This window comes from Pseudomonas sp. AMR01 (genome assembly GCF_041946035.1).
In the GTDB taxonomy this organism is placed as follows: Bacteria; Pseudomonadota; Gammaproteobacteria; order Pseudomonadales; family Pseudomonadaceae; genus Aquipseudomonas; species Aquipseudomonas antarctica_B.
The window spans coordinates 60838-85837 of sequence record NZ_JAUTYR010000004.1; the positions used below are offsets into that span (position 1 = coordinate 60838).

30 protein-coding genes and 1 tRNA gene are annotated in these 25000 nt (G+C 59.9%); 6 read left to right on the forward strand and 25 right to left on the reverse strand.

Going from position 1 to position 25000, the window contains the following annotated elements; genetic code table 11:
• Positions 1–12: 12 nt before the first annotated feature.
• The 16 genes from Q7C20_RS05370 to Q7C20_RS05445 all read right to left on the reverse strand — a co-directional run bounded on the left by Q7C20_RS05370 (position 13) and on the right by Q7C20_RS05445 (position 11582).
• Positions 13–405, reverse strand: a complete 393-nt coding sequence (locus tag Q7C20_RS05370; protein WP_375066062.1) for a type III secretion protein — start codon at positions 403–405, stop codon at positions 13–15.
• Positions 402–620 carry a hypothetical protein gene (locus Q7C20_RS05375; RefSeq protein WP_348058717.1) on the reverse strand — a complete coding sequence of 73 codons (219 nt, stop codon included), beginning with the start codon at positions 618–620 and terminating at the stop codon, positions 402–404. The genes Q7C20_RS05370 and Q7C20_RS05375 overlap by 4 nt, the downstream gene beginning before the upstream one ends.
• 92 nt (positions 621–712) lie before the next feature.
• A complete protein-coding gene (gene sctL / locus Q7C20_RS05380; RefSeq protein ID WP_375066065.1) occupies positions 713–1303 on the reverse strand; it encodes a type III secretion system stator protein SctL in 591 nt (196 codons plus the stop codon).
• 14 nt (positions 1304–1317) lie between these two features.
• Positions 1318–1857 (reverse strand): type III secretion protein, encoded by a 540-nt coding sequence (locus tag Q7C20_RS05385; RefSeq protein WP_375066067.1) that lies wholly within the window; start codon positions 1855–1857, stop codon positions 1318–1320.
• On the reverse strand, positions 1850–2632 hold the full coding sequence (gene sctJ / locus Q7C20_RS05390; protein ID WP_375066069.1) for a type III secretion system inner membrane ring lipoprotein SctJ: 783 nt from the start codon (positions 2630–2632) through the stop codon (positions 1850–1852). Before sctJ ends, Q7C20_RS05385 begins: the two co-directional genes overlap by 8 nt.
• 6 nt (positions 2633–2638) lie before the next feature.
• The gene (locus tag Q7C20_RS05395) at positions 2639–2995 is read right to left on the reverse strand and encodes a hypothetical protein (RefSeq protein ID WP_348058709.1); all 357 of its coding nucleotides are present in this window, start codon (positions 2993–2995) and stop codon (positions 2639–2641) included.
• Positions 2996–3057: 62 nt separating this feature from the next.
• On the reverse strand, positions 3058–3243 hold the full coding sequence (locus tag Q7C20_RS05400; RefSeq protein ID WP_348058707.1) for a type III secretion effector protein: 186 nt from the start codon (positions 3241–3243) through the stop codon (positions 3058–3060).
• A 178-nt stretch (positions 3244–3421) separates the two neighbouring features.
• A complete protein-coding gene (locus Q7C20_RS05405) occupies positions 3422–4345 on the reverse strand; it encodes a sigma 54-interacting transcriptional regulator (protein ID WP_375066072.1) in 924 nt (307 codons plus the stop codon).
• 314 nt (positions 4346–4659) lie between these two features.
• On the reverse strand, positions 4660–5760 hold the full coding sequence (ychF, locus tag Q7C20_RS05410) for a redox-regulated ATPase YchF (RefSeq protein WP_348058703.1): 1101 nt from the start codon (positions 5758–5760) through the stop codon (positions 4660–4662).
• Between the two features lie 21 nt (positions 5761–5781).
• Entirely contained in the window at positions 5782–6366 is a 585-nt protein-coding gene (gene pth / locus Q7C20_RS05415) for an aminoacyl-tRNA hydrolase (protein ID WP_375066074.1), read from the reverse strand.
• 169 nt (positions 6367–6535) lie between these two features.
• Positions 6536–7144, reverse strand: coding sequence for a 50S ribosomal protein L25/general stress protein Ctc (locus Q7C20_RS05420; RefSeq protein ID WP_375066076.1), 609 nt, complete (start codon positions 7142–7144; stop codon positions 6536–6538).
• 138 nt (positions 7145–7282) lie between these two features.
• Positions 7283–8224: a ribose-phosphate pyrophosphokinase gene (locus Q7C20_RS05425; protein WP_003208392.1), complete on the reverse strand. Its 942-nt coding sequence runs from the start codon at positions 8222–8224 to the stop codon at positions 7283–7285.
• 46 nt (positions 8225–8270) lie between these two features.
• Positions 8271–8345: transfer RNA gene (locus Q7C20_RS05430), tRNA-Gln, on the reverse strand.
• Positions 8346–8382: 37 nt separating this feature from the next.
• Positions 8383–9186 (reverse strand): 4-(cytidine 5'-diphospho)-2-C-methyl-D-erythritol kinase, encoded by an 804-nt coding sequence (gene ispE, locus Q7C20_RS05435; protein WP_375066441.1) that lies wholly within the window; start codon positions 9184–9186, stop codon positions 8383–8385.
• A 49-nt stretch (positions 9187–9235) separates the two neighbouring features.
• On the reverse strand, positions 9236–9853 hold the full coding sequence (lolB, locus tag Q7C20_RS05440) for a lipoprotein insertase outer membrane protein LolB (RefSeq protein ID WP_375066083.1): 618 nt from the start codon (positions 9851–9853) through the stop codon (positions 9236–9238).
• A 4-nt stretch (positions 9854–9857) separates the two neighbouring features.
• Positions 9858–11582 carry a tetratricopeptide repeat protein gene (locus Q7C20_RS05445; protein ID WP_375066085.1) on the reverse strand — a complete coding sequence of 575 codons (1725 nt, stop codon included), beginning with the start codon at positions 11580–11582 and terminating at the stop codon, positions 9858–9860.
• Between the two features lie 181 nt (positions 11583–11763).
• Between Q7C20_RS05445 and hemA the strand changes: the two genes are divergently transcribed.
• The 6 genes from hemA to Q7C20_RS05475 all read left to right on the forward strand — a co-directional run bounded on the left by hemA (position 11764) and on the right by Q7C20_RS05475 (position 17142).
• Positions 11764–13053, forward strand: a complete 1290-nt coding sequence (hemA, locus tag Q7C20_RS05450; RefSeq protein WP_375066087.1) for a glutamyl-tRNA reductase — start codon at positions 11764–11766, stop codon at positions 13051–13053.
• Positions 13050–14132: a peptide chain release factor 1 gene (prfA, locus tag Q7C20_RS05455; RefSeq protein WP_375066089.1), complete on the forward strand. Its 1083-nt coding sequence runs from the start codon at positions 13050–13052 to the stop codon at positions 14130–14132. Before hemA ends, prfA begins: the two co-directional genes overlap by 4 nt.
• A gap of 12 nt (positions 14133–14144) precedes the next feature.
• Positions 14145–14975: a peptide chain release factor N(5)-glutamine methyltransferase gene (gene prmC, locus Q7C20_RS05460; protein WP_375066091.1), complete on the forward strand. Its 831-nt coding sequence runs from the start codon at positions 14145–14147 to the stop codon at positions 14973–14975.
• Positions 14969–15724, forward strand: coding sequence for a molybdopterin-synthase adenylyltransferase MoeB (locus tag Q7C20_RS05465; protein WP_375066093.1), 756 nt, complete (start codon positions 14969–14971; stop codon positions 15722–15724). Before prmC ends, Q7C20_RS05465 begins: the two co-directional genes overlap by 7 nt.
• Positions 15717–16511 (forward strand): glutamate racemase, encoded by a 795-nt coding sequence (gene murI, locus Q7C20_RS05470; RefSeq protein WP_375066095.1) that lies wholly within the window; start codon positions 15717–15719, stop codon positions 16509–16511. Before Q7C20_RS05465 ends, murI begins: the two co-directional genes overlap by 8 nt.
• Before the next feature lie 112 nt (positions 16512–16623).
• On the forward strand, positions 16624–17142 hold the full coding sequence (locus tag Q7C20_RS05475; protein WP_375066097.1) for an acyloxyacyl hydrolase: 519 nt from the start codon (positions 16624–16626) through the stop codon (positions 17140–17142).
• A 133-nt stretch (positions 17143–17275) separates the two neighbouring features.
• On the opposite strand, the gene Q7C20_RS05480 is transcribed toward Q7C20_RS05475, so the two are convergent.
• Genes Q7C20_RS05480 through Q7C20_RS05520 form a run of 9 tightly spaced genes read right to left on the reverse strand, consistent with a single transcriptional unit; the run spans position 17276 to position 24997 of the window.
• Positions 17276–17581: a YkgJ family cysteine cluster protein gene (locus tag Q7C20_RS05480; protein WP_348056732.1), complete on the reverse strand. Its 306-nt coding sequence runs from the start codon at positions 17579–17581 to the stop codon at positions 17276–17278.
• 54 nt (positions 17582–17635) lie between these two features.
• Positions 17636–18127 (reverse strand): DUF2878 domain-containing protein, encoded by a 492-nt coding sequence (locus tag Q7C20_RS05485; protein WP_375066099.1) that lies wholly within the window; start codon positions 18125–18127, stop codon positions 17636–17638.
• Positions 18120–19391, reverse strand: coding sequence for a class I SAM-dependent methyltransferase (locus Q7C20_RS05490; protein WP_375066101.1), 1272 nt, complete (start codon positions 19389–19391; stop codon positions 18120–18122). The genes Q7C20_RS05485 and Q7C20_RS05490 overlap by 8 nt, the downstream gene beginning before the upstream one ends.
• Complete coding sequence (locus Q7C20_RS05495; protein WP_375066103.1) at positions 19378–20187, reverse strand: DUF1365 domain-containing protein; 810 nt, start codon at positions 20185–20187, stop codon at positions 19378–19380. The genes Q7C20_RS05490 and Q7C20_RS05495 overlap by 14 nt, the downstream gene beginning before the upstream one ends.
• Positions 20184–21431: an NAD(P)/FAD-dependent oxidoreductase gene (locus Q7C20_RS05500; RefSeq protein ID WP_375066105.1), complete on the reverse strand. Its 1248-nt coding sequence runs from the start codon at positions 21429–21431 to the stop codon at positions 20184–20186. Before Q7C20_RS05500 ends, Q7C20_RS05495 begins: the two co-directional genes overlap by 4 nt.
• Positions 21428–22210, reverse strand: a complete 783-nt coding sequence (locus Q7C20_RS05505) for an SDR family NAD(P)-dependent oxidoreductase (RefSeq protein ID WP_348056742.1) — start codon at positions 22208–22210, stop codon at positions 21428–21430. The genes Q7C20_RS05500 and Q7C20_RS05505 overlap by 4 nt, the downstream gene beginning before the upstream one ends.
• Positions 22207–22629 (reverse strand): nuclear transport factor 2 family protein, encoded by a 423-nt coding sequence (locus Q7C20_RS05510; protein ID WP_375066107.1) that lies wholly within the window; start codon positions 22627–22629, stop codon positions 22207–22209. Before Q7C20_RS05510 ends, Q7C20_RS05505 begins: the two co-directional genes overlap by 4 nt.
• Positions 22622–24067 carry a deoxyribodipyrimidine photo-lyase gene (gene phrB, locus Q7C20_RS05515; protein WP_375066109.1) on the reverse strand — a complete coding sequence of 482 codons (1446 nt, stop codon included), beginning with the start codon at positions 24065–24067 and terminating at the stop codon, positions 22622–22624. Before phrB ends, Q7C20_RS05510 begins: the two co-directional genes overlap by 8 nt.
• The gene (locus Q7C20_RS05520; protein WP_375066111.1) at positions 24068–24997 is read right to left on the reverse strand and encodes a MerR family transcriptional regulator; all 930 of its coding nucleotides are present in this window, start codon (positions 24995–24997) and stop codon (positions 24068–24070) included. It abuts the gene before it with no gap.
• Between the last annotated feature and the right edge of the window lie 3 nt (positions 24998–25000).

Here is a 25000-nt window from a genome sequence, read left to right on the forward strand (position 1 = left end):
AGATTTCTCGGGTTAGAGCGCCAGCGAGCGTAGCGCCGAAGAAGGAGTGGGAGGTAGGGGCCGCGCTTGGCGAGCGACCATCGCGCGCCAGGCATCACGTTGGTTGAGCAGGCTTTCGAGGCAACCCAGAATCTGCTCCTCGTTCGCCTCATCCTGCAGGCACTGAACCAGCCAGAGCGCGCCACGGTCCGGCGCTTGCGAGAGCGCTCCCTGAAAGCGGCCAAGGCTGTATTCACCCGGCCGCATCCAGGTTTCCAGCTGAGCGTTGCCGGGCCGCGAGAGCGTCAGTTGAACACTCAATTTCAGGGCGCCCGATTCGCGCTGCAGGGTGATGGCGTGGTTGTCTTCAAACAGCGTGAGCGGGTCTTCACGGGCATGCACCCAGCCGGCAATCAGGGTGTTCAACTTTGCGCGCCGTCGATGGCCGCTTTCAGCAACATGTGCCTGGCGCGGACCTGTTCGTGGAAGGCGTACTTGGCGTTGCGTTGCAGCATGCTCATTTCGAACAGGTCGACGTCGGCGTCGTCTGCATCGGTTTCCTGCATGGCCGTTTCGGTCCGATTTTTTTCAATATCGGCACGTCTCAACAGTTGGTTTTTCAGGTTCCCGTAGAATTCCATACACTTTTACTCTTGATGTGTATGGGCTATGTGGCGTGTCAATCGCCACCAGTTCCATCGTGAGTCAGCCGGGTTAAACATTCGCAAGCGGGTTACACCGCTGAAAACGGGTCCTCGCGCACCAGCAGGATTTTGCGCATCGAAGCCCAGTCAATACGGAAGTCGCCTTCGGTTGTTTCCAGTACCAGTGCCTGAGGTTTAACCGCGTCGTCCGCGCGTAGCACCCAGAGTGTGATGTCCAGCAGGGCGAGGCATTGCTCCAGGCTGGCAAGCTCGGAAGGATGGCAAAGGAGCGTTGCGCTGACGGTCGGCAGCTGCGCGGCCATCAGGCGTTTGATCAGGGCGGTGAGGCGTTGCGTCGGCGGGATGTCTTCAAGCAGGCAGCACAGGGCCTGGTCGGCAATCGAGGTGGCGTAGCGCTCCAGGTTGTCGCACATCATTTGGCGCTGGTGTGCCCACTCTTCCAGCTGCGCGTTGGCCTGTTGCCAGAAGGCCTGGTTCGCTTGCTCAAGCAGCACCTCGCACTGCGCCGCCGCCTCGCTCAGCAACTGGTCAGCCCTGGCGTGCGCACGCTCCAGCAGTTGGCTGGCTTGCGCGTTCTCCTTGAGCATCTCTTGGGTAATCAAGACGGTTGCCTGGCCTGTAGAGCCGTTGTGTAAGTCAATCTTGCGTCGGCATAGCATTGGGGGCAGCTCTATCAGGGTAGGAAATCGTCGCCGCTCGTGGTCGTCACTCGCCAGACGATGGCCTGCCAGAGCGTGTCGAGTCGGCTGTGTGCGTCTTCGAGAGAGGCGTGTGTTTCTTCCAGCTTCAGCACCCGTGGGCGTGAAAAACGCAACCGAAGCCGCTGCCAGATGGCTGGCGTGAGCCAGGCACGCAGCAGTTGCAGTGGGTCGTCGTCGGGCAGCAGCAGCGTTTCGGGTTTCAAGGCTTTGGAAATACGCAGGCACCACAGGTGCTGGGGCTCGCTGACGGTTCCGTCGATGGGGCGGTGGCAGGTGTTACCCAGCAGCGCGAGCATGTGGTTGAGTTGCTCTGTGGAGGCGAGTGCCAGGCGCAGCACGGTGGAATGCGGTGAAGGCGGCAGGCAAGGTGCGATGCCCAGCAGCCGGCTGATGCGCATGTGCCCGGCGCGGCTCAGCGCGTCCACGCTTTGTTGATCGAGCACCTGCCAGTCCGCGTGCGAGTGCTGCCATGGGATGGCCCACCACTGAGCCCACGCCAGTTGTTCACTCATTCGCAGGCTGAGCGTCGACAGATGATGCCTGTGCACGCCTGCGGCTGCGCCAGAACAACCCGCCGCCCACCGCCAGCCCGGTGGCGAGCAGTGAAAGTGCGACACAGGCTTGCCAGAACGCGAGGTCTTTTTCCGGAATCAGGAACGGCCCGAAATAGCTCAGCTGCTGCTGCTCTGTGTAGACGGTTGCCGGTACAAAAACCACCGTCAGTTTTTGCGCGTTATCCACGGCGGTGGACATGCCGGGGATGCTGCTGGCGACCATGCGGCGTACGCGCGCGCGGATATTGTCGGGTTCAAGCCGTGGGTCATGCTTGATAAACACCGAAGCGGACGCCGGCTGCACCGGTTCGCCGGGCGCGACACGTTCCGGCAGCACCACGTGGACACGCGCGACGATCACGCCGTCAATGTTTGACAGGGTGGCTTCCAGCTCCTGTGACAAGGCGTAGATGTAACGGGCGCGCTCTTCCAGCGGGGTGGAGATGACGCCTTCCTTGCGAAACGTCTGGCCCATGGTAATGCGCGCAACCTTGGGCAGCCCGGCAGCTTCCAGCGTGCGTACGGCGCGGCTGATGTCGGAGGCACTCACGCGCACCGTCACGCCCTCTTTGGCGGGGACCTTTTGTGCGCGTATGTGCTTGTCCGCCAGTTCCGCGACGACCTCGTTGGCCTCCTGTTCGGACAGCTGACGGTGCAATTCAACACTTTCACCGCAGCCGCTCAGCAGGAGTACCAGCGATAACATGAAACCCGGGGCCAGAAGACGGATCATTTTTACCTACTGCAGGTTGCTGATTTTTTCGAGGAATTGGGCCGTTTTACCGACGCTCTTGGTCAACACAGTGGTGAGCAACATGGAATCGGAAAGGTTGGCGGCGTAGTTGGCGCTGTCCTTTTCCTTGTTACCGGTACTGTAGGCGCGCAGGCCTTTGCTCATGCCAGTGGTCGACTTGATCAACTGATTGGAGGCGTCGGTCAGCAGGTTGGAAGGCGACGATGCCGTCACGGGTCGCGCCGAGCTTTCCATCTGGGCGCTGAAGAAACTGGCATCGTCCCGCTGCAGGTTCGACTCTTGAGCCTTAAAGGGTGTGTGCAGTGCGTCGTTACCCGACGTGAGGTTGCGTTCTATGCGCATAAAGAGCCTTCGCTAATGATCAAGGAAGCCTCTCCTGCCGTCAGGCAGGAGAGGTTTGCGCGTCAGCGCACTGCTTCAGCGTTCTTTTTTGCTTCGTTGTTTTCGTAAACCTTGTTGCTACGCTGGAAGGACTTGCGTTGCGCTGCATCGCGCTCCTGCTCCAAATCCTCGTTTTTGCCGCCGCCGTTGCCGATGGACCCGCCGAGAGCTTGAAAAAATGAGGGGAAATCGCTGATCGGATTGGACATAGTGGAAACTCCATTGTTAAAGCACAAATGATTGGTGTGTAACCCCGCTGTCTTTCGAACGTCGTTCAGTCGTTCAAAGCATCGGGGTCCCAAACTGTGTGGCACTCAGCCGTTAAAACGTTCCAGATGTTTCTCAATAGAGAATAGGTTCATGTAGTGAGTGTTGCGGCAGCAGGTATTAACTCAATGAGATGTCTAATTGTTTCATTCGGTAGTACAGCGTGCGCTTGGCGATACGCAGTTCCCCGGCAACGCCATCGACGTTATGTGCATGACGACGCAATGACTCTTCAATCAGCATTTTCTCTATTTGCTGTAAGCGGTCCTTGAAGTTGGGTTGTAAGTCTTGAGTCGGCAGCGGTGGTACTGACAGAGGTGTCAGCCCCAAGACAAAGCGTTTCGCGGTGGAACGCAACTCTCGTACATTGCCCAGCCAGGGGTGGCATAACAACTGTTGAAGCAGTGCATTGGAGGCCACGGGAGGCGGGCATTTGAAGTAGTCGGCTTCCTGGCGAACCATGTCCAGGAACAGCGGCACAATGCGCTCCTGTTTTTCACGCAGGGGAGAGAGCTTGATGTTGACCACGTTCAGGCGGAAATACAGGTCGCGACGAAAGGTGCCTTGCTCGACCATGTCATGCAGCGACTGCTGGGCGGAGGCGATGACGCGCATGTCCACCGGGATGAAACGGGTTGAGCCCAGGCGTTCAACCCCGCGCGCCTCCAGCGCCCGCAGCAGCTTGGCTTGCAGTGACAGAGGCATGCTGTCGACCTCGTCGAGGTACAGCGTGCCCAAGTGCGCAGCTTCGATAAAGCCCGCGCGTGACTGCACGGCCCCCGTGTAAGCGCCGCTGTTGACGCCGAAGAGTTGGCCCTCCGCCAGGCTTTCGGGAATGGCTGCGCAGTTAACGGCGACGAAGTTTCCGCGTCGGCCCGACAAATGATGAATACGTTTCGCCAAAGTGTCTTTGCCGGTGCCCGTCTCACCCAGTAACAGGATGTCAACGTTGAGTGTGGCGGTCGTATTGAGCGTGTTCTCAATATCGGCTGCTTCAATGAACGGGGCGTCTAATTCATTTTCCTTTGGGTAGGCGGCCGACATGTTCTATCACTTCACTATGAGTGGGGCAGTGTTCAAAGAGGGCGCGCAGTAGAGCGCACTTTATTCAAGTTGTCACTGTCTTATTGGAAGATTGCATCTTATTTATAGACGATTAGTTTGCAAGAGGGCAGGCGTTAAGTTATTCAATAGTCAGGGTCGGAAGTTGCTGTTTTTATTCGTAGGATTAAACTTAAAGTTGGTTGGAATACAGGAAGTGCTGACGTGTCGCCGCGCCAGTGCTTAACGCGCGCCCACAAAAAAGCCGATGCAGTGCATCGGCTTTTTTGGTGTGCGGTGATGACCGCGGTTAACGCTTACACGTTGAAACGGAAGTGCATCACGTCGCCATCCTTGACAATATATTCCTTGCCTTCCAGGCGCCATTTACCGGCTTCCTTGGTACCGGCTTCACCCTTGTACTGGATGAAGTCGTTGTAGGCGATTACTTCGGCGCGGATGAAGCCTTTTTCGAAGTCAGTGTGGATCACACCGGCGGCCTGTGGCGCGGTGGCGCCGACCTTGACGGTCCAGGCACGGACTTCTTCGACACCGGCGGTGAAGTAGGTCTGCAAGTGCAGCATCTCGTAACCGGCGCGGATCACACGGTTCAGGCCAGGCTCTTCCAGGCCCAGGGCCTCAAGGAACATGTCCTTTTCTTCGCCGTCTTCGAGCTCGGCAATTTCTGCCTCGATCTTGTTGCATACCGGAACAACGATTGCGCCTTCTTCTTCGGCAATGGCCATGACCACGTCGAGCAGCGGGTTGTTTTCGAAACCGTCTTCAGCCACGTTGGCGATGTACATCACCGGCTTGGTGGTCAGCAGGTGGAAGCCCTTGATCACCGCCTTTTCGTCGACGCTCATGCTCTTCATCAGGCTGCGTGCCGGCTTGCCCAAGGTGAAGTGAGCGATCAACTGCTCCAGCAAGGCTTTCTGGACGACGGCGTCCTTGTCGCCGCCCTTGGCGTTACGCGTGACCTTTTGCAGTTGCTTCTCGCAGCTGTCGAGGTCGGCGAAGATCAGTTCCAGGTCGATGATCTCGATGTCGCGTTTCGGGTCGACGCTGTTGGAGACGTGAATCACGTTTTCGTCTTCGAAGCAGCGGACCACGTGAGCGATGGCGTCGGTCTCACGGATGTTGGCGAGAAACTTGTTGCCCAGGCCTTCACCTTTCGAGGCGCCGGCAACCAGGCCTGCGATGTCGACGAACTCCATGGTGGTCGGCAGGATGCGCTTTGGATTCACGATGGCCGCCAGGGCGTCCAGGCGTGTATCGGGCATCGGCACGATACCGGTGTTCGGTTCGATGGTGCAGAAGGGGAAGTTCTCCGCCGCAATACCGGACTTGGTCAGGGCGTTGAACAGGGTGGATTTGCCGACGTTGGGCAGGCCGACGATGCCGCAATTGAATCCCATGGTGTTTCCCCTCGGTAAGAGTCAGGCCTTCTGGCTGTGCAGGTTTTTCATCGCGCGGTTCCATTCACCGGCGAAGATATCCGGCAGCACGCCGAGGGCAAAGTCGATGCTGGCATCGAGTTTTTCCTGTTCGGCGCGTGGCGCACGACCCAGGACGAAATTTGAAACCATACTGGCAACGCCTGGGTGGCCAATGCCGAGCCGCAGGCGGTAAAACGTATTCTGATTACCCAGCTGCGCGATGATGTCGCGCAGGCCATTGTGGCCGCCATGCCCGCCGCCTTGCTTAAGCTTGGCAACGCCGGGTGGCAGGTCCAGTTCGTCATGGGCCACCAGGATTTCTTCGGGTTTGATCCGGAAGAACCCCGCAAGCGCCGCGACAGACTGGCCGCTGCGGTTCATGTAGGTGGTGGGAATCAGCAGACGAACATCCTGACCCTGGTGCGAGAAGCGCCCGGTCAGGCCAAAATATTTGCGATCGGCCACAAGGTTCACACCTTGCGCGTGGGCGATGCGCTCAACAAAAAGGGCCCCCGCGTTATGCCGGGTCTGTTCGTATTCGGCGCCTGGATTTCCCAGGCCAACGATCAGTTTAATGGCAGTCACGACAGGGGCCCTTCCTTTGGAGTTGTGGATAACATCGCCGCAACCTTGTTGCGGCGAAAGTGGACGACAGAAGCTAACTTATCCAGAGATAAACTTCGCGTTATCGCCCGCTTTCTCGCTACGTTTCGGTCCGCGATGTTTCCTCAAGCTCCGACGTTACAGAGAGAAATTACTCTGCAGCGGGTTCTTCAGCTTCGTCAGCTTCTTCGGCTACACGTGGAGCGTGGACGTTGGCAACAGCCAGGTCCTTATCGTGAGCCAGTGCAACGAACTCAACGCCTTTAGGGGCTTTGAGGTCGGACAAGTGAATGATGGTGCCGATTTCAGCAGCCGACAGGTCGACTTCGATGAACTCAGGCAGATCTTTCGGCAGGCAGCTCACTTCCAGCTCAGTGGTAGTGTGGGAAACAACGCCACCTTTCTTGACCGGTGCTTCTTCACCGATGAAGTGCACAGGCACGATAGCGGTCAGTTTCTGACCGGCTACTACGCGGATGAAGTCAGCGTGCAGCACGTGGCCTTTAGCTGGGTGGCGTTGCAGAGCCTTGATGATGACGTTCTGCTTTTTGCCACCGACGTTCAACTCGATGATGTGGCTGTAGGCCGCATCGTTTTCGAGCAGTTTGGCAACTTCTTTGGCCAGCATGCTGATGGATTCAGGGGCTTTGTCACCACCGTAAACTACAGCTGGAACCAGGCTTGCGAGACGACGCAGGCGGCGGCTCGCACCTTTCCCCAGGTCGGAACGCACTTCAGCATTCAGAGTAAAATCGTTCATGTTGTATCTCCAAAATAACCACATTCGCCCTAGCGTTTGCGACCAGCGCTAAAGGCGATATGGGCAAAAAAGCCCCGCCCCGGCAAAATGCTGGGGCGGGGCGCTTTTCGTCAGTGAGGTGTACCGAAGGTTTGACCCTTAACGGAACATCGCGCTGATCGATTCTTCGTTGCTGATGCGGCGAACCGCTTCGGCAACTACCGGTGCGATATCCAGTTGACGGATACGCGAACAGGCTTGAGCTGCTGCGGACAACGGGATGGTGTTAGTCACCACCAGTTCGTCCAGCATGGAATTCTCGATGTTCTCGATCGCTCGGCCCGACAGCACAGGGTGTGTGCAGTAGGCGAAGACTTTTGCTGCACCGTGCTCTTTCAAGGCTTTGGCCGCGTGGCACAGGGTGCCGGCGGTGTCGACCATGTCATCAACCAGAATACAGGTACGCCCTTCGACATCACCGATGATATGCATCACTTCAGAGTGATTGGCTTTTTCACGGCGTTTGTCGATGATCCCGAGATCAACGCCCAGGGATTTGGCAACAGCCCGTGCACGCACGACGCCACCAATGTCCGGGGACACGATCATCAGGTTTTCAAAGCGCTGGTCTTCGATGTCGTCCACCAATACTGGGGAGCCGTAGATGTTATCTACTGGAATATCGAAGAACCCCTGGATTTGGTCAGCGTGCAGGTCAACCGTGAGAACACGGTCGATACCGACCACGGTCAGCATATCGGCAACGACTTTCGCGCTGATAGCCACACGTGCGGAACGCGGACGGCGATCCTGACGGGCATAGCCAAAGTAGGGGATTACAGCTGTGATTCGAGTCGCTGAGGAGCGGCGGAAGGCATCAGCCATCACGACGAGTTCCATCAGGTTATCGTTGGTCGGAGCGCAAGTCGGCTGAATAATGAAGACATCTTTACCGCGGACGTTTTCATTGATCTCTGCTGTAATTTCGCCGTCGGAGAATTTACCGACAGAGATGTCACCGAGAGGGATATGCAGCTGACGTACGACACGTCGAGCCAGATCGGGGTTAGCGTTCCCCGTAAAGACCATCATCTTGGACACGCGCAGTACCTAGAGGCTGAGGGTAACCTGGATGAGTATTAGAAAATGGCAGGGGCGGCTGGATTCGAACCAACGCATGGCAGGATCAAAACCTGCTGCCTTACCGCTTGGCGACGCCCCTGTATTTGATGCAACGAGTGCCTAACACTCGATTCCTTTTAGAGCAGACTTTGCAGCTTGCGATGCAACATCGAAACGTTGCTTCCCTTTGCTACAAACCCTGTAAGGGTCTCTGTAAGAAGGGCCGAGACTTTATCAGCTTCAGCTTTGCTTGGGAAGCCCCCAAACACACAACTTCCAGTTCCGGTTAATTTTGCTTCGGTAAATTTACCTAACAAATTCAAAGCGTTACGTACTTCTGGATAACGCCTTGCTACAACCGGTAAGCAGTCATTTCGACTGTTTCCCTTGGGAACGGGGCGCACTTTAATGGGAGGAGTGTTACGTGTCAACAGTGGATCTGAAAAAATTTCTGCTGTACTTACAGATACTTGCGGAACAAGCACGACATACCACGGCTCTTCGGGGTATTCGGGGCTGAGTTTCTCCCCCACGCCCTCGGCAAAAGCCGCGTGCCCACGCACGAAAACCGGCACGTCGGCGCCCAGCGTCAGGCCCAGCGCAGCCAGGCGATCATGGTCCCAGTTCAGCTGCCATAAGTGGTTCAGGCCGAGCAGCGTGGTCGCGGCATTTGAACTGCCGCCACCGATGCCGCCGCCCATGGGCAGGATTTTATCGATCCAGATATCGATGCCGAGCGAGCAACCGGATTGCGCCTGAAGTTTTTTCGCGGCCTTCACAATCAGGTTGCTGTCGTGGGGCACGCCTTCAAATTCGGTGTGCAGCTTGATCACGCCATCGTCGCGTAGGGTGAAGGTCAATTCATCGCCGTAGTCGAGAAATTGAAACAGCGTCTGCAACTCGTGGTAGCCGTCTTCACGGCGACCCAGAATATGCAGCATCAAATTGAGTTTGGCCGGGGAGGGCAGGGTCAGGGTGGTAACGGTCACGTTATTGCCCCAGCTTGCGCGGTTGCCAGTCCTTGATCACCAGCGTGACGTCCAGGTCGGTGCCGTGCAGCTTGATGCGCTCGGGCAGCCAATAACTGCCTTGCTGCACGTAGCTCAGGTATTCGACCTGCCAGCCATCCTGTTCCAGGGTGGCCAAGCGGCTGTCACCGTTGAGGCTCAGACGACTTTTGCTGTCCGGCGCGGGCAAGCCGCGTACCCACCAGACCAGGTGCGAAACCGGCAGCTTCCAGCCCATTTGCTGTTCCAGCAGCTCTTCCGGCGAGGCTGCTTCATAGCGGCCCTGATTGGCGACTTCAAGGCTCACCTGGTCCGGGCGACCGGTCAGGCGAGCTGCGCCGCGGCCCAAGGGGCCAGACAAGCGAATGTCGTAATAGTCTTGGCGTTGCAGCCAAAACAAGGTGCCGCTGCCGGAGTCTTTCGGCGCGCGAACCCCGACCTTGCCCTCGATCTGCCAGCCATCAATGCTGCTGAGCTGATCTTTATGCTGCTTCCACTGCGCCGGGTTGCCCTGGCCTTCAACGGATTCACGGCTGCCGGTGCCCGCGCAACCGGCGAGCAGGGCGATAAAACCAAATACGATTACATGGCGCAAAAACATAAGCTTAAAGGGTCTCGGATCCGGTCAGGCGCTTGATGGTGCCGCGCAGGATTGGGCTGTCGGGTTGTTCCTTGAGGAATTTTTCCCAGATTTGTCGTGCTTCACGCTGCTTGCCATTGGCCCAGAGCACTTCGCCCAGGTGTGCAGCGACTTCCTGATCGGGAAAGCGCTCCAGCGCCTGGCGCAGCAAGCGTTCGGCTTCGTCCAGGTTGCCCAGGCGATAATTCACCCAGCCCAGGCTGTCGAGGACGGCCGGGTCTTCCGGGTTCAACTTGTGGGCTTGCTCGATCAGTACCTTGGCTTCGGCGTAACGCGTCGTGCGGTCAGACAGGGTGTAACCCAAGGCGTTCAGCGCCATGGCATTGTCCGGGTCGCGCTTGATGATCAGGCGCAGGTCTTTTTCCATCTGCGCCAAGTCATTGCGTTTTTCCGCCTGCATCGCGCGGGTGTACAACAGGTTCAAATCGTCGGGGTATTGCAGCAAGGCCTGTTGCAGCACCTTCCAGGCGCGGTCGCCCTGTTTGTTCGCCGACAGGGTTTCAGCCTGGATCAGGTAAAGCTGGATCGCGTAGTCCGGTTCGGCGTCGCGCGCCGCAGCCAGGCGTTTTTCCGCCTCGTCGGTGCGACCGTTGCTCATCAGGATGTCCGCCTGGCGCAACTGCGCCGGCAGGTAATCATTGCCGGGGCCGACCTTGGCGTATTCGAGCAAGGCGCCTTGCGGGTCGTTGCGCTCCTCGGCGATACGGCCAAGGTTCAAGTGCGCCGAGTCCACATGGCTTTCACGCTGGATCAGCTCTTCCAGGTAACCCTTGGCCTCGTCCCAGGCTTTGGCTTCCAGGCACACCAGCGCCAGGGAGTAACGCAATTCGTCGTCGTCCGGGTATTGCTGGACCAGGTTGGCGAACTGCACTTTGGCGTCCGCCATGCGGTCCTGCTCCACCAGCATGCGTGCGTACGTCAGGCGCAGGCGCTTGTCGTCCGGGTACTTCTTGATGCTTTTTTCCAGCAGCGGAATTGCTTCCTTGCCACGATTGAGGTTCTGCAGCAAGCGTGCGCGCAGCAAAATCGGCGCGATCTCGCCGTCTTCCGGCGGGTTCTGCTCCAGCAGTTTCAGCGCGGCATCGGCTTCGTCGTCCTGTTGCAACAGCAAAGCCTTGCCGAAAATCAGCTGGCTGTTCTTCGGGTGTTTTTGCAGCAGGCGGTCGAAGCTCTTCATCAACCCGTTGCGCGTGTCCTGGTCGGTATCGGCAGCCGACAGCGCGAGGAAGTCGAAATGCGTGTCGCCCTTGCCCTGCAAGACTTTCTCCATGTAGACCATGGAGTCGTCATAGCGCCCGGCGCGTGCCAGTTGAACAGCAGCGGCGCGTTGCGCTTCAAGATCGTCCGGCGCGTTTTTCGCCCAGATCAGCGACGTATCCAGGGCTGCCTGGTCGGCGCCCAAATACTCGGCGATGCGAAACGCCCGCTCCGAAATGCCCGGATCCTGGGTGTTGATGGCCTGGGTCACGTAGTTATCCAGGGCAATGTCGAAACGATTGCGCTGGCCGGCCAATTCGGCAGTCAGCAGGCTGTAGACCGTTTCTTCACTGAACGAGGAATAAACCTTGGGCTTTTCAGGGGCGGGGGTGCTGTCTTCTACCGGCGGCGTACCGTCCGGCGACACGGGGGCCATGGCCTGGCAGCCGCTGAGGAAGACAAAAGCGAGGAGCAACGCGGAAGATCTATTCATATAGGAAGAGGACGACTAACCTGCGGTCGGATCATCATGACACAAGCCTTCGGCCAAACATAACCGAGTCTCAGTGGATGCCTTATAGGCACAAGGTATTAGGACAATAGCCTACGGTGGTTGTTCTGAACCATTCGAAGTAGGACAATTGTCGGCTTCCCGACATCATCAGCGATATTGAATGGCCTTCCTCGCACTCGGTATTAACCACAAGACTGCTTCAGTCGACGTGCGCGAGCGCGTGGCGTTTACGCCAGAGCAGTTGGTTGAGGCCTTGCAGCAGCTCTGCCGGATCACCGACAGCCGCGAAGCTGCGATCCTTTCGACCTGCAATCGCAGTGAGCTTTATATAGAGCAGGAACATCTTTCAGCGGATGTGGTACTGCGCTGGCTGGCCGATTTCCACCATTTGAGCCTCGACGAGCTGCGTTCGTGCGCTTATGTGCACGAAGAGGATGCGGCAGTTCGTCACATGATGCGCGTCGCCTCGGGCCTTGATTCGCTGGTGTTGGGTGAACCGCAGATTCTTGGCCAGATGAAATCCGCCTACGCCGTGGCTCGCGAGGCCGGCACCGTCGGCCCGCTGCTGGGCCGGCTTTTCCAGGCCACGTTCAACTCCGCCAAGCAAGTGCGCACCGACACCGCCATCGGTGAAAACCCAGTGTCCGTGGCATTTGCCGCCGTCAGCCTGGCCAAACAGATTTTCAGTGACTTGCAGCGCAGCCAGGCCTTGCTGATCGGCGCCGGTGAAACCATCACCCTCGTCGCCCGTCACCTGCATGACCTCGGCGTGAAGCGTATTGTGGTCGCCAACCGCACGCTGGAACGCGCGAGCATCCTTGCCGAGCAGTTCGGCGCCCATGCCGTGCTGCTGTCGGACATCCCGGCGGAGCTGGTGCGCAGCGATATTGTGATCAGCTCCACGGCGAGCCAGTTGCCGATCCTCGGCAAGGGCGCGGTGGAAAGCGCCCTGAAGTTGCGCAAGCACAAGCCGATCTTCATGGTGGACATCGCCGTTCCCCGCGATATCGAGCCAGAAGTCGGCGAGTTGGACGACGTTTACCTCTATAGCGTCGACGATTTGCACGAAGTGGTCGCCGAAAATCTCAAGAGTCGCCAGGGCGCCGCCCAGGCCGCCGAGGAAATGGTCAGCACCGGCGCCGAAGATTTTATGGTGCGCCTGCGTGAATTGGCGGCGGTGGACGTGCTCAAGGCCTATCGTCAGCAGGGCGAACGCTTGCGTGACGAGGAATTGCTCAAGGCCCAGCGGTTGCTGGCCAATGGCAGCAGCGCCGAAGAGGTGTTGATGCTACTGGCCCGTGGCCTGACCAACAAATTGCTCCATGCACCCAGCGTGCAGCTTAAAAAGTTGACTGCCGAAGGCCGCCTTGATGCGCTGGCCATGGCCCAGGAACTCTTTGCCCTCGGTGAGGGCGCGTCAGAAAGCTCTTCGGATAAAAAACCGCAATGAAAGCGTCACTGCTCAATAAACTGGACGTGCTCCAGGACCGTTTCGAAGAACTGACCGCCTTGCTCGGCGATGGCGAAGTCATCTCCGATCAGACCAAGTTCCGCAACTATTCCAAGGAATACGCGGAAGTTGAGCCGATTGTAACCACCTACAGCCAGTGGCTCAAAACCCAGGCCGACCTCGAAGGCGCTCAGGCGCTGCTCAAGGACAGCGACCCGGACATGCGCGAAATGGCCGTGGAAGAAGTCCGCGAGGCCAAGGAAAAGCTGATAGAGCTGGAAGGCGACCTGCAACGCATGTTGCTGCCCAAAGACCCTAACGACGGGCGCAACGTGTTCCTCGAAATCCGCGCCGGCACCGGTGGCGACGAGGCCGCGATTTTCTCCGGCGACCTGTTTCGCATGTATTCGCGCTACGCCGAGCGCCGCGGCTGGCGCGTCGAGATTCTTTCCGAGAATGAAGGCGAGCACGGCGGCTATAAAGAAGTCATCGCGCGGGTCGAAGGCGACAACGTCTACGGCAAGCTCAAGTTCGAGTCCGGCGCGCACCGCGTGCAGCGGGTACCGGCGACCGAATCCCAGGGCCGTATCCACACGTCCGCGTGCACCGTGGCCGTGTTGCCCGAGCCGGACGAGCAGGAAGCCATCGAGATCAACCCGGCGGACTTGCGTGTCGACACCTACCGCTCATCGGGCGCCGGTGGCCAGCACGTCAACAAGACCGATTCGGCGATTCGTATCACCCACTTGCCGTCCGGCATCGTGGTGGAGTGCCAGGAAGAACGCTCCCAGCACAAGAACCGTGCGCGGGCCATGTCCTGGCTGTCGGCCAAGCTCAATGACCAGCAGACCAGCGCCGCCGCCAACGCGATTGCCAGCGAACGTAAATTGCTGGTGGGTTCGGGCGACCGCTCCGAGCGCATTCGCACGTACAACTTCGCCCAGGGCCGGGTCACCGACCACCGGGTCAACCTCACCCTTTACTCCCTCGACGAGATTCTCGCCGGCGGCGTGGATGCGGTGATCGAGCCGTTGCTCGCCGAATACCAGGCCGATCAACTCGCGGCGATTGGTGAATAAACAGGTGAATAAATGACCATTATCGCCAGCCTGTTGCGCGCCGCCGACCTGCCGGACTCGCCTACCGCGCGTCTGGACGTGGAATTGTTGCTCGCCGCTGCCTTGGGCAAACCGCGCAGCTACTTGCACACCTGGCCGGAAAAAATCGTCAGCAGCGAACATGCGCTGACGTTTGCCGGCTACTTGCAGCGCCGCCGCAGCGGTGAACCGGTGGCCTATATCCTCGGCCAGCAAGGTTTCTGGAAGCTGGACCTGGAGGTCGCGCCGCACACACTGATTCCACGTCCGGACACCGAGTTGCTGGTGGAAGCCGCGCTGGAATTGTTGCCGGCCACCTCGACTCACGTCCTCGACCTGGGCACTGGCAGCGGCGCAATCGCCTTGGCCCTCGCCAGCGAGCGCCCGGCCTGGCAAGTAACGGCCGTCGACCGCGTGATGGAAGCGGTGGCGTTGGCCGAACGCAATCGCCAACGCCTGCACCTGAAAAACGCCACGGTGCTGAACAGCCACTGGTTCAGTGCCCTGAAAGGCCAAACCTTCGACCTGATCATCAGCAACCCGCCTTACATCGCCGACAACGATCCGCATCTGGTTGCCGGTGATGTGCGTTTTGAACCGGCGAGCGCACTGGTGGCGGGCCACGATGGTTTGGACGACCTGCGTGTGATCACTGCGCAAAGCCCGGCCCATTTGAAGGCTGGTGGCTGGTTGCTGCTGGAACACGGTTACGACCAGGCGGCGGCGGTGCGTGATTTGTTATCGGCGCAGGGCTTTGAAGACGTCCACAGCCGCATCGACCTAGGTGGCCACGAACGCATAACGCTGGGACGCCGCCCGTGCTGACCGACAGGGAGCTGTTGCGCTATAGCCGACAGATTCTGTTGCAGCATGTCGACATCGACGGCCAATTGCGCCTTAAACACAGCCGCGCGCTGATCATCGGCCTCGGTGGCCTGGGCGCGCCAGTCGCACTCTATTTGGCCGCCGCCGGTGTGGGCGAGTTGCACGTGGCCGACTTCGACACCGTCGACCTGACCAACCTGCAACGCCAGATCATCCATGACACCGACAGCGTCGGGCAGACCAAGGTCGATTCGGCCCTGCGCCGCCTGACCGCGATCAACCCTGAAATCACCCTGGTTGCCCATCGCCGCGCACTGGATGCCGACTCACTCGCGGCAGCCGTGGCGGCGGTGGACGTGGTGCTTGATTGCAGCGACAACTTTTCCACCCGCGAAGCCGTCAACGCCGCGTGTGTGGCCGCCGGCAAGCCATTGATCAGTGGCGCTGCCATTCGTCTTGAAGGCCAGTTGTCGGTGTTCGATCCGCGCCGCGCCGACAGCCCGTGTTACCACTGTTTATACGGGCACGGCAGCGACACCGAACTCACCTGCAGCGAAGCCGGCGTGGTCGGCCCCTTGGTGGGCCTTGTCGGCAGCCTGCAAGCGCTGGAAGCCTTGAAGCTGCTGGCGGGTTTTGGCGAACCGCTGGTGGGCCGGCTGTTGCTGATCGATGCCCTGACCACACGTTTTCGCGAGCTGCGCGTCAAGCGCGACCCAGCTTGCAGCGTGTGCGGGACGCAGCATGGTTAAGGACGCGCCCATCGGTGTGTTCGATTCCGGCGTCGGCGGCCTGTCGGTGCTGGATGAAATCCAACAGTTACTGCCCCATGAATCCCTGTTGTACGTGGCCGACGGCGGGCATATCCCCTACGGCGAGAAAACCCCGGCTTTCATTCTTCAGCGCTCGCGGTTGGTCGCCGAGTTTTTCCGCGAGCGTGGCGCCAAGGCTTTTGTGATTGCCTGCAACACCGCAACCGTCGCCGCCGTCGCCGATTTGCGTCTGGACTATCCCGACTGGCCGTTGGTGGGCATGGAGCCCGCCGTCAAACCTGCCGCAGCCGCCACTCGCAGTGGCGTGGTCGGCGTACTGGCTACCACCGGCACCTTGCAGAGCGCCAAGTTCGCCGCCTTGCTCGACCGCTTTGCCACCGATGTGCGCGTCATCACCCAGCCGTGCCCCGGCCTGGTGGAGTTGATTGAAACCGGCGACCTGCGCAGCCCCGCGTTGCACCAGATGTTGCAGGGTTACGTCGAACCGCTGCTCAGTGCCGGTTGCGACACCATTATCCTGGGCTGCACCCATTACCCCTTCCTCAAGCCGCTGCTGGCGCAAATGCTCCCCCCGAGCATCATCCTGATCGACACCGGCGCCGCCGTGGCGCGTCAACTCAAGCGTTTACTCGGCGAGCGCGACCTGTTGGCGACTGCCGATCCCGCGCCTGCGCAGTTCTGGACCAGCGGCGACGCCGACCACCTCAGAAATATCCTACCCACACTGTGGAAATTTCCCGGCGTTGTGCGAAGCTTCGACGCGTGAAAAAAACGTGAAAGACTGGCGTTATTTGCTGGAACTTCCGTCTATGTGCCAGCTTCTATAGCGAGTTAGCCTGCATACACCATAAAACTTCGTTTTCAAGGGATTGTTTCATATGAAGCGCTTGTTCTGTTTGGCTGCGATTGCAGCCGTTGTAGTGGGACACTCTATTTCGGCCCAGGCGGCTGGTTTGGAACTGGGTGTGGGGAGCACCAGCAACTCGACCATGACCTATCGTCTGGGGCTGACCTCGGACTGGGATAAAAGCTGGATGCAGAGCAATGTCGGTCGACTGACCGGCTACTGGAGCGGCGCCTACACGTTTTGGGACGGTGACCAGCGCGCAAGCGTCAGCAGCCTGTCGTTCTCGCCTGTGTTTGTGTATGAGTTTGCCGGGGAGAAGGTCAAGCCGTACATCGAGGCGGGGATTGGCGTGGCAGTGTTCTCGCGCACGCAGGTCGAAGACAACAACATTGGCCAGGCTTTTCAGTTCGAAGACCGGTTTGGCTTTGGTCTGCGTTTTGCTGGTGGGCATGAAGTCGGGATTCGTGCGACGCACTATTCCAACGCAGGCATCAGCAGCAACAACGATGGGGTAGAGAGCTACGCGCTGCATTACACGCTACCGCTGTAAATCTAAGCCCTGTACAAAACCAATGTGGGCGCTGGCTTGCCTGCGATGCAGGCACCTCGGTCTATCAGTGACGCCGAGGTGATGCGATCGCAGGCAAGCCAGCTCCCACAGGGGATTGTTGCCAGAGTGGGAATCAGCGGTACGCCGTCGCGATCCCTTCGCGCTCGGTCAAACACTCCGGCGCGCCCATCTCGAACTCCCGGCAAATCAATGGCCGTCGCTCGTAAATCGTGCACATCATCGTGTCCCTGTCCAACGCCGCGCACCAGCCGTCATCCAGGCGCAGCATCACTTCGCCGCCCCAATCGTCGGTATCGATATAGCGCTCCGGCACGCCCGTGTCGGTGATCAGCATCACTTCCAGCTGGCAGCAACAGGCCGCGCACGTGGAGCACGTCACGGTGGGTTCGGGAATCGGAGTGAGGGGGATGTTTGTCATAGGCGCGCAGTGTAAGGCAAGCGCGTGCGGCGCGTGTAATTGCTCTGACGGGCGTCAGTGCTCCAGTTGCCGAGCGATCCAGTGCAGTACGGGAAACAGCACTGCCCACAACAGCGCGAGGCCGACCATCGTAGGCGCCGTGCCGTAGCCAAAACTGACCCCGGCCAGTTGGCTGCCCGCGTAGTAAGACAGCGGCCCGCCCACCGCGCCCAACAGGCTGGCGCGCCACCACGGTTGTGCGCTCCAGCCCAGGCAGTGACGCAACGTGGTCGCGAGTACCGCCCACAGCAGCACCAGCCAAAACGGAATCAGCGGCCCCGCAAAGCTGAAGTGAAACACGCCAAACGTGCGCAACAGCGTGTCGACCACTGTGCCCAGCAGGGTCACGGCGAGGATCACTTGGCCCTCCGCCGACCATGAACTTATCCACAGCAGGTGGATGGCCAGCACCGCAATGCCCACCAGCAACCAGAGGCTGTCACCGCCGAGCACGCAGGCGAACCAACCGCACTGAAACAGTACGGCGTTGGCCAGCGGTTTAAGCATTGAAGCGCCCAAGCAGTGGCGGGTTGATCGCCGCAGGCTTGGCCAGCAGCAACTGCGCGGTACCAATGGTTCGCTCCATGAAGCCCCCTTCGCAGTAGCACAAGTAGAATTCCCACAGGCGCAGGAAGTACTCATCGTAGCCCAGCTCAGTGAGACGGCCATGGGCGCGGCGGAAGTTCTCATGCCACAGGCGCAGGGTTTTCGCGTAGTGCAGGCCGAAGTCTTCCATGTGCAGCAGGTTCATGTCGGTGTCGCGGCTGACGATCTGCAACATGTTCTGCACGCAGGGCAGTGCGCCGCCGGGGAAGATGTAACGCTGGATAAAGTCGACGCTGTTCTTGGCCTGTTCGAAGCGCTGGTCGCGAATCGTGATGGCTTGCAGCAGCATCAGGCCGTCGCGCTTGAGCAACTGTGCACACTGTTTGAAGTAGGTCGGCAAGAACCGATGGCCCACCGCTTCGATCATCTCGATCGACACCAGCTTGTCGTATTCACCGGTGAGGTCACGGTAATCCTGCAACAGCAGGGTGACTTGGCCTTGCAGGCCCAAAGTCTGGATGCGCTTTTCGGTGTAGGCGAACTGCTCTTTGGACAACGTTGTGGTGGTGACCTTGCAGCCGTATTGCTGCGCTGCGTAGAGCGCCATGCTGCCCCAGCCGGTGCCGATTTCCAGCAGATGGTCGGTGGGTTTGAGCGCGAGCTTCTGGCAGATGCGTTCCAGCTTGTTCAGTTGCGCCTGTTCCAGGGTGTCGTCCGGGGTTAGAAATTGCGCCGCCGAATACATCATGGTCGGGTCGAGAAATTCCTCGAACAGGTCGTTGCCCAAGTCGTAGTGGGCGGCGATGTTTTTCTGCGAGCCTTTGCGCGTGTTGCGGTTAAGCCAGTGCAGGCCCTGGGTAAACGGGCGTGCCAGGCGTGCAAGGCCACCTTCCATCGCGTCAAGGACGTCCAGGTTGCTGACCATCACGCGCACCACGGCGGTCAAGTCCGGGCTCGTCCAGTAACCGTGGATAAACGCTTCGCCCGCGCCGATGGAGCCGTTGGCCGCCACCAAGCCCCACACTGCTGAATCGAGGATCTGGATTTCCCCCAGCAGGTGCGCTTCCCGGGCACCGAATACCTGGCGTTCACCGTCTTCGATCACCACCAACTGACCATGGCGCAATTGGCTGAGTTGACGCAGCACAGCTTTGCGCAGCAGCGCGGTGGTCATGCCGTTGACGTTCAGGCGGTTGGCCTTGACCGATAAGTTAGGGGTTTTCATGGCGGCGATCCTTGGTATACCCGACTGCGGTGCGAGAGGCGCCATCGGCGGCCCTGTGGGAAAAAATCGGTGTGCGTTTGAGCAACAGACGCATTGCCTGCCAGTAAATCGCGAGGCAGGTTTTGGCGGTCATCCAGGGGAAGCGCCACAAATAGCGGTGCAGGCTGGCGCGGTTCAACGCTTCGCGCTCCAGGCTCAAGGTGGCGTCGAAAATTTTGTGCGCGCCTTGCCAATCGGCCATGTGTACGCCGAGTTTGGCGGCGGGCGGGCTGAAGCTCATACGGTATTCCAGGTCGCGCGGTAAAAACGGCGACACGTGGAAGGCCTTGGCCACGGCAAAATGCTGATGCTCCTGCGCGCCGAGGGCCTGGGCCGGCAGCACGTAGTGATAGCGCTCGCGCCACGGAGTGTTGGTCACTTCACACAGGATCGCCGCCAGACTGCCGTCGGCCTCGAAGCAGTAGAAGAAACTCACCGGATTAAAAGCCAGGCCCCAACTGCGGGCCTGGGTCAGTAGGCAGATAACGCCCTGGGGTGTACGCCCCAGGGCCTTGCCGACTTCCTGGCGCACGGCATCGGTCAAGCTCATGCCGTGTCGGGTGAACTCACGCAGGTAATCCTGCTGGCGAAAACCGAAGGGCGCCATGCGCCCTGCGCCGGCCAGGGGCGAAAGCCCGAGCACGTCGTCTTGTTCGCTTAAATCCAGGTACAGCAGGCCGATGCGGTAGCGGAAGGCGTGAGCCTTGGGTGAGAACCGGCGATGGGCGATCCAGCCGCTGTACAGGGCACTGTTCACAGGGTTTCCCCAAAGGCTTGGGCCACGCGCAGTGCGCTGACCACGCCGTCTTCGTGAAACCCGCTGGCCCAGTAGGCGCCGCAATAAAAGGTGTTGCGCGTGCCGTGCAATTCTTCCCAACGGTTTTGCGCCTCTACCGCCCCGAGGCTGTATTGCGGGTGCGCGTAGGTGAAGCGCGCGAGGATTTTCAGCGGGTTGATCATCGGCGTCTGATTAAGGCTGACGCAAAAGGTAGTAGCGCTGTCGATGCCTTGCAGGATGTTCATGTCGTAGGTAACGGCAGCCTGGGTCTGGGCGTTGCCGGTGAGCCGGTAGTTCCAGCTGGCCCAGGCCAGTTTGCGGTCGGGCAACAGGCGGGTGTCGGTGTGCAACACCACGTCGTTGTCGGCGTAGGGCAGGGCGCCAAGGATCTGTTGCTCGGCGGCACTCGGGTCGCCGAGCAAGGCCAGCGCCTGGTCGCTGTGACAGGCGAAGACCACCTTGTCGAACGCTTCGGTGCCGGCGGCGCTGTGAATCACCACGCCCTCGGCATCGCGCTCCACCAGATGCACCGGGCAATTAAGCCGGACCTGATCGCGAAAACTGCGGGTCAGCGGTTCGATGTAGCTGCTCGAGCCGCCCTCGATCACGCACCACTGCGGCCGATTATTCACCGACAGCAAGCCGTGGTTCTTGAAGAAGCGTACAAAGAACTGCAACGGAAAACCGAGCATGTCCTGCAGTGACATCGACCAGATCGCCGCGCCCATTGGCACGATGTAATGCCGGATAAAGCGTGGGCCGTAACCGCCTGCCTCGAGGTAATCCCCCAGGGTCATGTCGGCACTGATGCGCTGCTCTTGCAGGTCCAGCGGCGCCTGGCGGTTGAAGCGCAAGATATCGCGCAACATGCCCCAGAACCCCGGCGACAGAATATTGCGGCGCTGGGCAAACAGGCTGTTGAGGTTATTGCCGTTGTACTCGAACCCCTCGTTTTGATCGCACACCGAAAAGCTCATCTCGGTGGGTTTGAACGTCACGCCAATCTGCCCCAGCAGGCGAATGAAATTGGGGTAGGTCCAGTCGTTGAACACAATAAAACCGGTGTCCACCGCATAGTGTTTGCCCTCGACCTCCACGTCGACCGTGTGGGTGTGCCCGCCGATGCGGTCGCCCGCCTCGAACACGGTGATGTCGTGGCGACGGCTGAGCAGATAGGCACTCGTCAGCCCGGCGATGCCGCTGCCGATAATGGCGATCTTCACAGGTCGTCCTTATGCGGTGGCGGGCTGCGCAGCATGCGTTTGCCGATGATCAACTGCACACGGCTGGGCAGTTTCGACAGTGGCCACAAGGTGGCGATAAACAGGGCCGGGAAGGCGATTTCCAGCGGGCGTTTGCCCAGCTTGGCGAAGATATGCCGCGCGGCTTTATCGGCCGACCAGCTCAAGGGCATCGGGAAGTCATTGCGCTCGGTCAGCGGCGTGTCGACAAAGCCCGGGCTGATCACCGTGACGTCGATGTTCTCCGGCGACAGGCTGATGCGCAGGGATTCAAACAGGTAACGCAGCCCGGCCTTGGACGCGCCATACGCTTCGGCGCGGGGCATCGGCAGGTAGGTCACGGCGCTGGCCACGCCGACCAGATGAGGCGTGTGCCCGGCCCGCAGCAGCGGCAGCGCGGCTTCAATGCAGTAACTGCTGGCCAACAAATTGGTGCGCACCACGTGTTCGACGATCGATGAGTCAAACTGCTTGGCGTCGACGTATTCGCAGGTGCCGGCGTTGAGGATCACGGTATCCAGCGATCCCCAGACCACGCCGATATGCTCGCCGATTTCGCGCACGGTCTGGCTGTTTGTCAGGTCGCCGGCCACTACCAGCACTTGCCCGGGATAACGCTGGGCGAGGGCTTCCAGCGGGCCTTTGCTGCGCGAACTGAGCGCGACGTGGGCGCCGCTGTTGAGCAACTCCACGGCCAGTGACGCACCGATGCCACTGCTGGCGCCGGTCAACCAATAACGACGGGGCGGTGTAAGGCTCATCCCATTCTCCTTTTCAGCCAACTGATAACCCGGCCGAGTACCGGCAAGTGTTCGTAGAGCAGTGCGCCGGCATCAAAATAGTCACGATGACGGTAGACCTTGTCGCGCCACATCAGGTGCGAACACCCTTCTACTCGGATCAACTTACCGTTAGCCAGGCGCGGGTGGCAAAAACTCATTTTCCAGCGCAGGTAGCCCTCACCTTCAGCCACCTGATCGAAGCCGTGGAAGTCAAAACGCAGCTGGCTGACATTGCTGTACAGCTCGCTGAAGTAACGGTGCATCGCGGGCAGGCCGTGCACTTCGTGCAGCGGGTCGGCGAAGGCGATGTCCTTGCTGTACAAACTGTCGAGCAGGTGCAGGTTGTGCTTGTCCAGCGTGGAAAAGGCCTGGGCGAATCGGGGCAGGAAGTCACTCATGGATGCCTCCCGCGGCTTCACGCGACGGCAGGCTGCGGAACGCGGCCAGTGCGCGCTCGCGGGATTTTTTCAGGTCGACAATAGCGCGCGGGTAGTCCGCCACGCCAAACAGGCCGCCGACCGCCTCGGGGTTGTGCACTTCCTTTTTGTTCAACCCGGCCAGTTCCGGCAGCCAGTGCTTGATAAACAGGCCTTCGCTGTCGAATTTTTCCGATTGGCTCAGCGGGTTGAAAATCCGGAAGTAGGGCGACGAATCGGTGCCGGTGGACGAACTCCACTGCCAGCCGCCGTTGTTGGCCGCCAGGTCGCCGTCGATCAGGTGGCGCATGAAGAAGCGCTCGCCTTCGCGCCAGTCGATCAGCAGGTTCTTGGTCAAGAACATCGCCACCACCATGCGCAGGCGGTTGTGCATCCAGCCGGTTTCGAGCAATTGGCGCATGGCCGCATCGATGATCGGCAAACCCGTGCGCGCTTCCTGCCAAGCTGCCAAGTCTTTTGGCGCATGGCGCCAGGCCACGGCTTCGGTTTCGGGGCGGAAGGCGCGGTGGCGGGAGACCCGTGGGTAGCCGACCAGAATGTGTTTGTAAAACTCGCGCCACAGCAGCTCGTTGACCCAAGTGATGGCGCCCATGTCGCCACTTTCGAACTCGCCGCCGTTGGTTTGCAGCGCTGCGTGCAGGCATTGGCGCGGCGACACCACACCGGCGGCGAGGTAGGCCGACAGCTGGCTGGTGCCGGGCTTGGCCGGGAAGTCGCGCTCGTCCTTGTAGTAGCTGATCTGCTGGTCGGCAAACACGTCGAGGCGACGACGGGCTTCGTCTTCACCGGCTGGCCAGAGCGCACGCAGGGTGTCGGTCGGCGGCTCGAAGCCTTCGACGGTGGTCGGAATCGGGTCGCTTTTGAGCGCTATCGGCGCCTGGGTTTTGGGCGCGGCGACGATGCGCGGCAGTGCGCTGTGCAGGCGGGCGTAGCAGACCTTGCGGAACTGGCTGAACACCTGGAAGTAGTTGCCGGATTTTGTCAGTACGCTGCCGGGTTGAAAAAACAGTTGATCGAGGTAGCTGTGGAAGGTCACGCCGTTGGCTTCAAGGGCTTTGGCCACCGCCGCGTCGCGATGGCTTTCGTGGATGCCGTATTCCTCGTTGACGTGCACTGACTCCACCGACAGTTCCTGGCACAGGGTGCTGAGCACGGCGGGCGCCTGGTCCCAGGTCGGCGCGGTACGGATCAGCAGGGGAATATTCAGCTTTCCGAGCGCTTTACTCAGGCATTCCAGGTTGCGCAGCCAGAAGTCGACTTTGCTCGGCGCGTCATCATGGGCCAGCCATTGCTGGGGAGTGATCAGGTAGACAGCCGCCATCGGGCCTCGCTGGCTGGCGGCAGCCAAGGCGGTGTTGTCGTGTAGGCGCAAGTCGGTGCGCAGCCAGATCAAATGCATTTAAACGATTCCACGCTGGATCAGTATCTGGTGGGCCGATAACGGGTCTTCGGCCACGAACAATTCAGGGGTGTCACGGGTTAATACGGCTAACTCGGCCTGGTGGATGCATACCGTTGGTCCGGCAATCAACGTTGGGCAACTGACACCGCTCAAAAATTTCGGGATGGCCGACAACTGCAGGGCCTTGCTCGAATACAGCAACACGGCACGCGGTTGCAGGCGTTCAACCGCCAACGCCAACTCACCGGTGGGCAAGGGCCAGTCGAACACTTCGACCGGGCAATCGGCGCTGCTCGCCAGCCACGCGCTGAGCCACAGGTGCGGTTCCAGCGGCAGGTCCGAATGGTTGATCAGCAACAGCGGGGCGCCCTGCAGTTGGCGATTGTTGTGATAAATACGCGCGCCGAACTTGCTGCGCAGCCACGAGAGGAAAAACACCCGCTCCATCTGCGCGCCGAACTGGCCCTGCCAGCGTTGCTCCAGCTCTTGCAGCAGCGGCAGCAACAGTTGCTCGCACAAGGTGCGCGGCGGGTACAGCGCCATGGCCTGATTGAAGGCGTCGTCGACGCGGCGCTCGGCCAGTTCGCTGATAGCGATTACCAAGTGCTGGCGCAAGGCTTGCCATTCGTTTTCGGCGGTGTCGGCGCTCGACTGGGCTGAGTCGAGCAAGCCTTTCACTTGGCTGACGGCCACGCCGCGATTGAGCCAGGTAAGAATGGTATGAATGCGTTGCACGTGTTCGGCGCTGAACAGCCGATGCCCCTTGGCCGTGCGCTGCGGCACGATCAAGCCATAACGACGTTCCCAGGCGCGCAGGGTCACCGCGTTGACACCCGTCAGGCGCGCAACTTCGCGAATCGGCAACCAGCCATCTTCCAGGGCTTGGGCGATGTCTTCGCCGGGTTCGTCTATCAGGGCAGCTGTCATGGG

Excerpts from the sequence above, each read along its gene's own strand:
- ychF (WP_348058703.1), bottom strand. The coding sequence starts at position 5,760 with ATGGGATTCAATTGCGGCATCGTCGGCCTGCCCAACGTCGGCAAATCC.
- sctL (WP_375066065.1), bottom strand. The coding sequence starts at position 1,303 with ATGCTATGCCGACGCAAGATTGACTTACACAACGGCTCTACAGGCCAG.
- Q7C20_RS05480 (WP_348056732.1), bottom strand. The coding sequence starts at position 17,581 with ATGACAAACATCCCCCTCACTCCGATTCCCGAACCCACCGTGACGTGC.
- Q7C20_RS05485 (WP_375066099.1), bottom strand. The coding sequence starts at position 18,127 with ATGCTTAAACCGCTGGCCAACGCCGTACTGTTTCAGTGCGGTTGGTTC.
- Q7C20_RS05445 (WP_375066085.1), bottom strand. The coding sequence starts at position 11,582 with ATGAATAGATCTTCCGCGTTGCTCCTCGCTTTTGTCTTCCTCAGCGGC.
- prmC (WP_375066091.1), top strand. The coding sequence starts at position 14,145 with ATGACCATTATCGCCAGCCTGTTGCGCGCCGCCGACCTGCCGGACTCG.
- Q7C20_RS05490 (WP_375066101.1), bottom strand. The coding sequence starts at position 19,391 with ATGAAAACCCCTAACTTATCGGTCAAGGCCAACCGCCTGAACGTCAAC.
- Q7C20_RS05520 (WP_375066111.1), bottom strand. The coding sequence starts at position 24,997 with ATGACAGCTGCCCTGATAGACGAACCCGGCGAAGACATCGCCCAAGCC.
- Q7C20_RS05400 (WP_348058707.1), bottom strand. The coding sequence starts at position 3,243 with ATGTCCAATCCGATCAGCGATTTCCCCTCATTTTTTCAAGCTCTCGGC.
- lolB (WP_375066083.1), bottom strand. The coding sequence starts at position 9,853 with ATGTTTTTGCGCCATGTAATCGTATTTGGTTTTATCGCCCTGCTCGCC.
- murI (WP_375066095.1), top strand. The coding sequence starts at position 15,717 with ATGGTTAAGGACGCGCCCATCGGTGTGTTCGATTCCGGCGTCGGCGGC.
- hemA (WP_375066087.1), top strand. The coding sequence starts at position 11,764 with ATGGCCTTCCTCGCACTCGGTATTAACCACAAGACTGCTTCAGTCGAC.
- Q7C20_RS05510 (WP_375066107.1), bottom strand. The coding sequence starts at position 22,629 with ATGAGTGACTTCCTGCCCCGATTCGCCCAGGCCTTTTCCACGCTGGAC.
- phrB (WP_375066109.1), bottom strand. The coding sequence starts at position 24,067 with ATGCATTTGATCTGGCTGCGCACCGACTTGCGCCTACACGACAACACC.
- Q7C20_RS05375 (WP_348058717.1), bottom strand. The coding sequence starts at position 620 with ATGGAATTCTACGGGAACCTGAAAAACCAACTGTTGAGACGTGCCGAT.
- Q7C20_RS05385 (WP_375066067.1), bottom strand. The coding sequence starts at position 1,857 with ATGAGTGAACAACTGGCGTGGGCTCAGTGGTGGGCCATCCCATGGCAG.
- Q7C20_RS05395 (WP_348058709.1), bottom strand. The coding sequence starts at position 2,995 with ATGCGCATAGAACGCAACCTCACGTCGGGTAACGACGCACTGCACACA.
- Q7C20_RS05505 (WP_348056742.1), bottom strand. The coding sequence starts at position 22,210 with ATGAGCCTTACACCGCCCCGTCGTTATTGGTTGACCGGCGCCAGCAGT.
- ispE (WP_375066441.1), bottom strand. The coding sequence starts at position 9,186 with ATGCTGCATATTCTGGGTCGCCGTGAAGACGGCTACCACGAGTTGCAG.
- Q7C20_RS05420 (WP_375066076.1), bottom strand. The coding sequence starts at position 7,144 with ATGAACGATTTTACTCTGAATGCTGAAGTGCGTTCCGACCTGGGGAAA.
- sctJ (WP_375066069.1), bottom strand. The coding sequence starts at position 2,632 with ATGATCCGTCTTCTGGCCCCGGGTTTCATGTTATCGCTGGTACTCCTG.
- Q7C20_RS05475 (WP_375066097.1), top strand. The coding sequence starts at position 16,624 with ATGAAGCGCTTGTTCTGTTTGGCTGCGATTGCAGCCGTTGTAGTGGGA.
- prfA (WP_375066089.1), top strand. The coding sequence starts at position 13,050 with ATGAAAGCGTCACTGCTCAATAAACTGGACGTGCTCCAGGACCGTTTC.
- Q7C20_RS05405 (WP_375066072.1), bottom strand. The coding sequence starts at position 4,345 with ATGTCGGCCGCCTACCCAAAGGAAAATGAATTAGACGCCCCGTTCATT.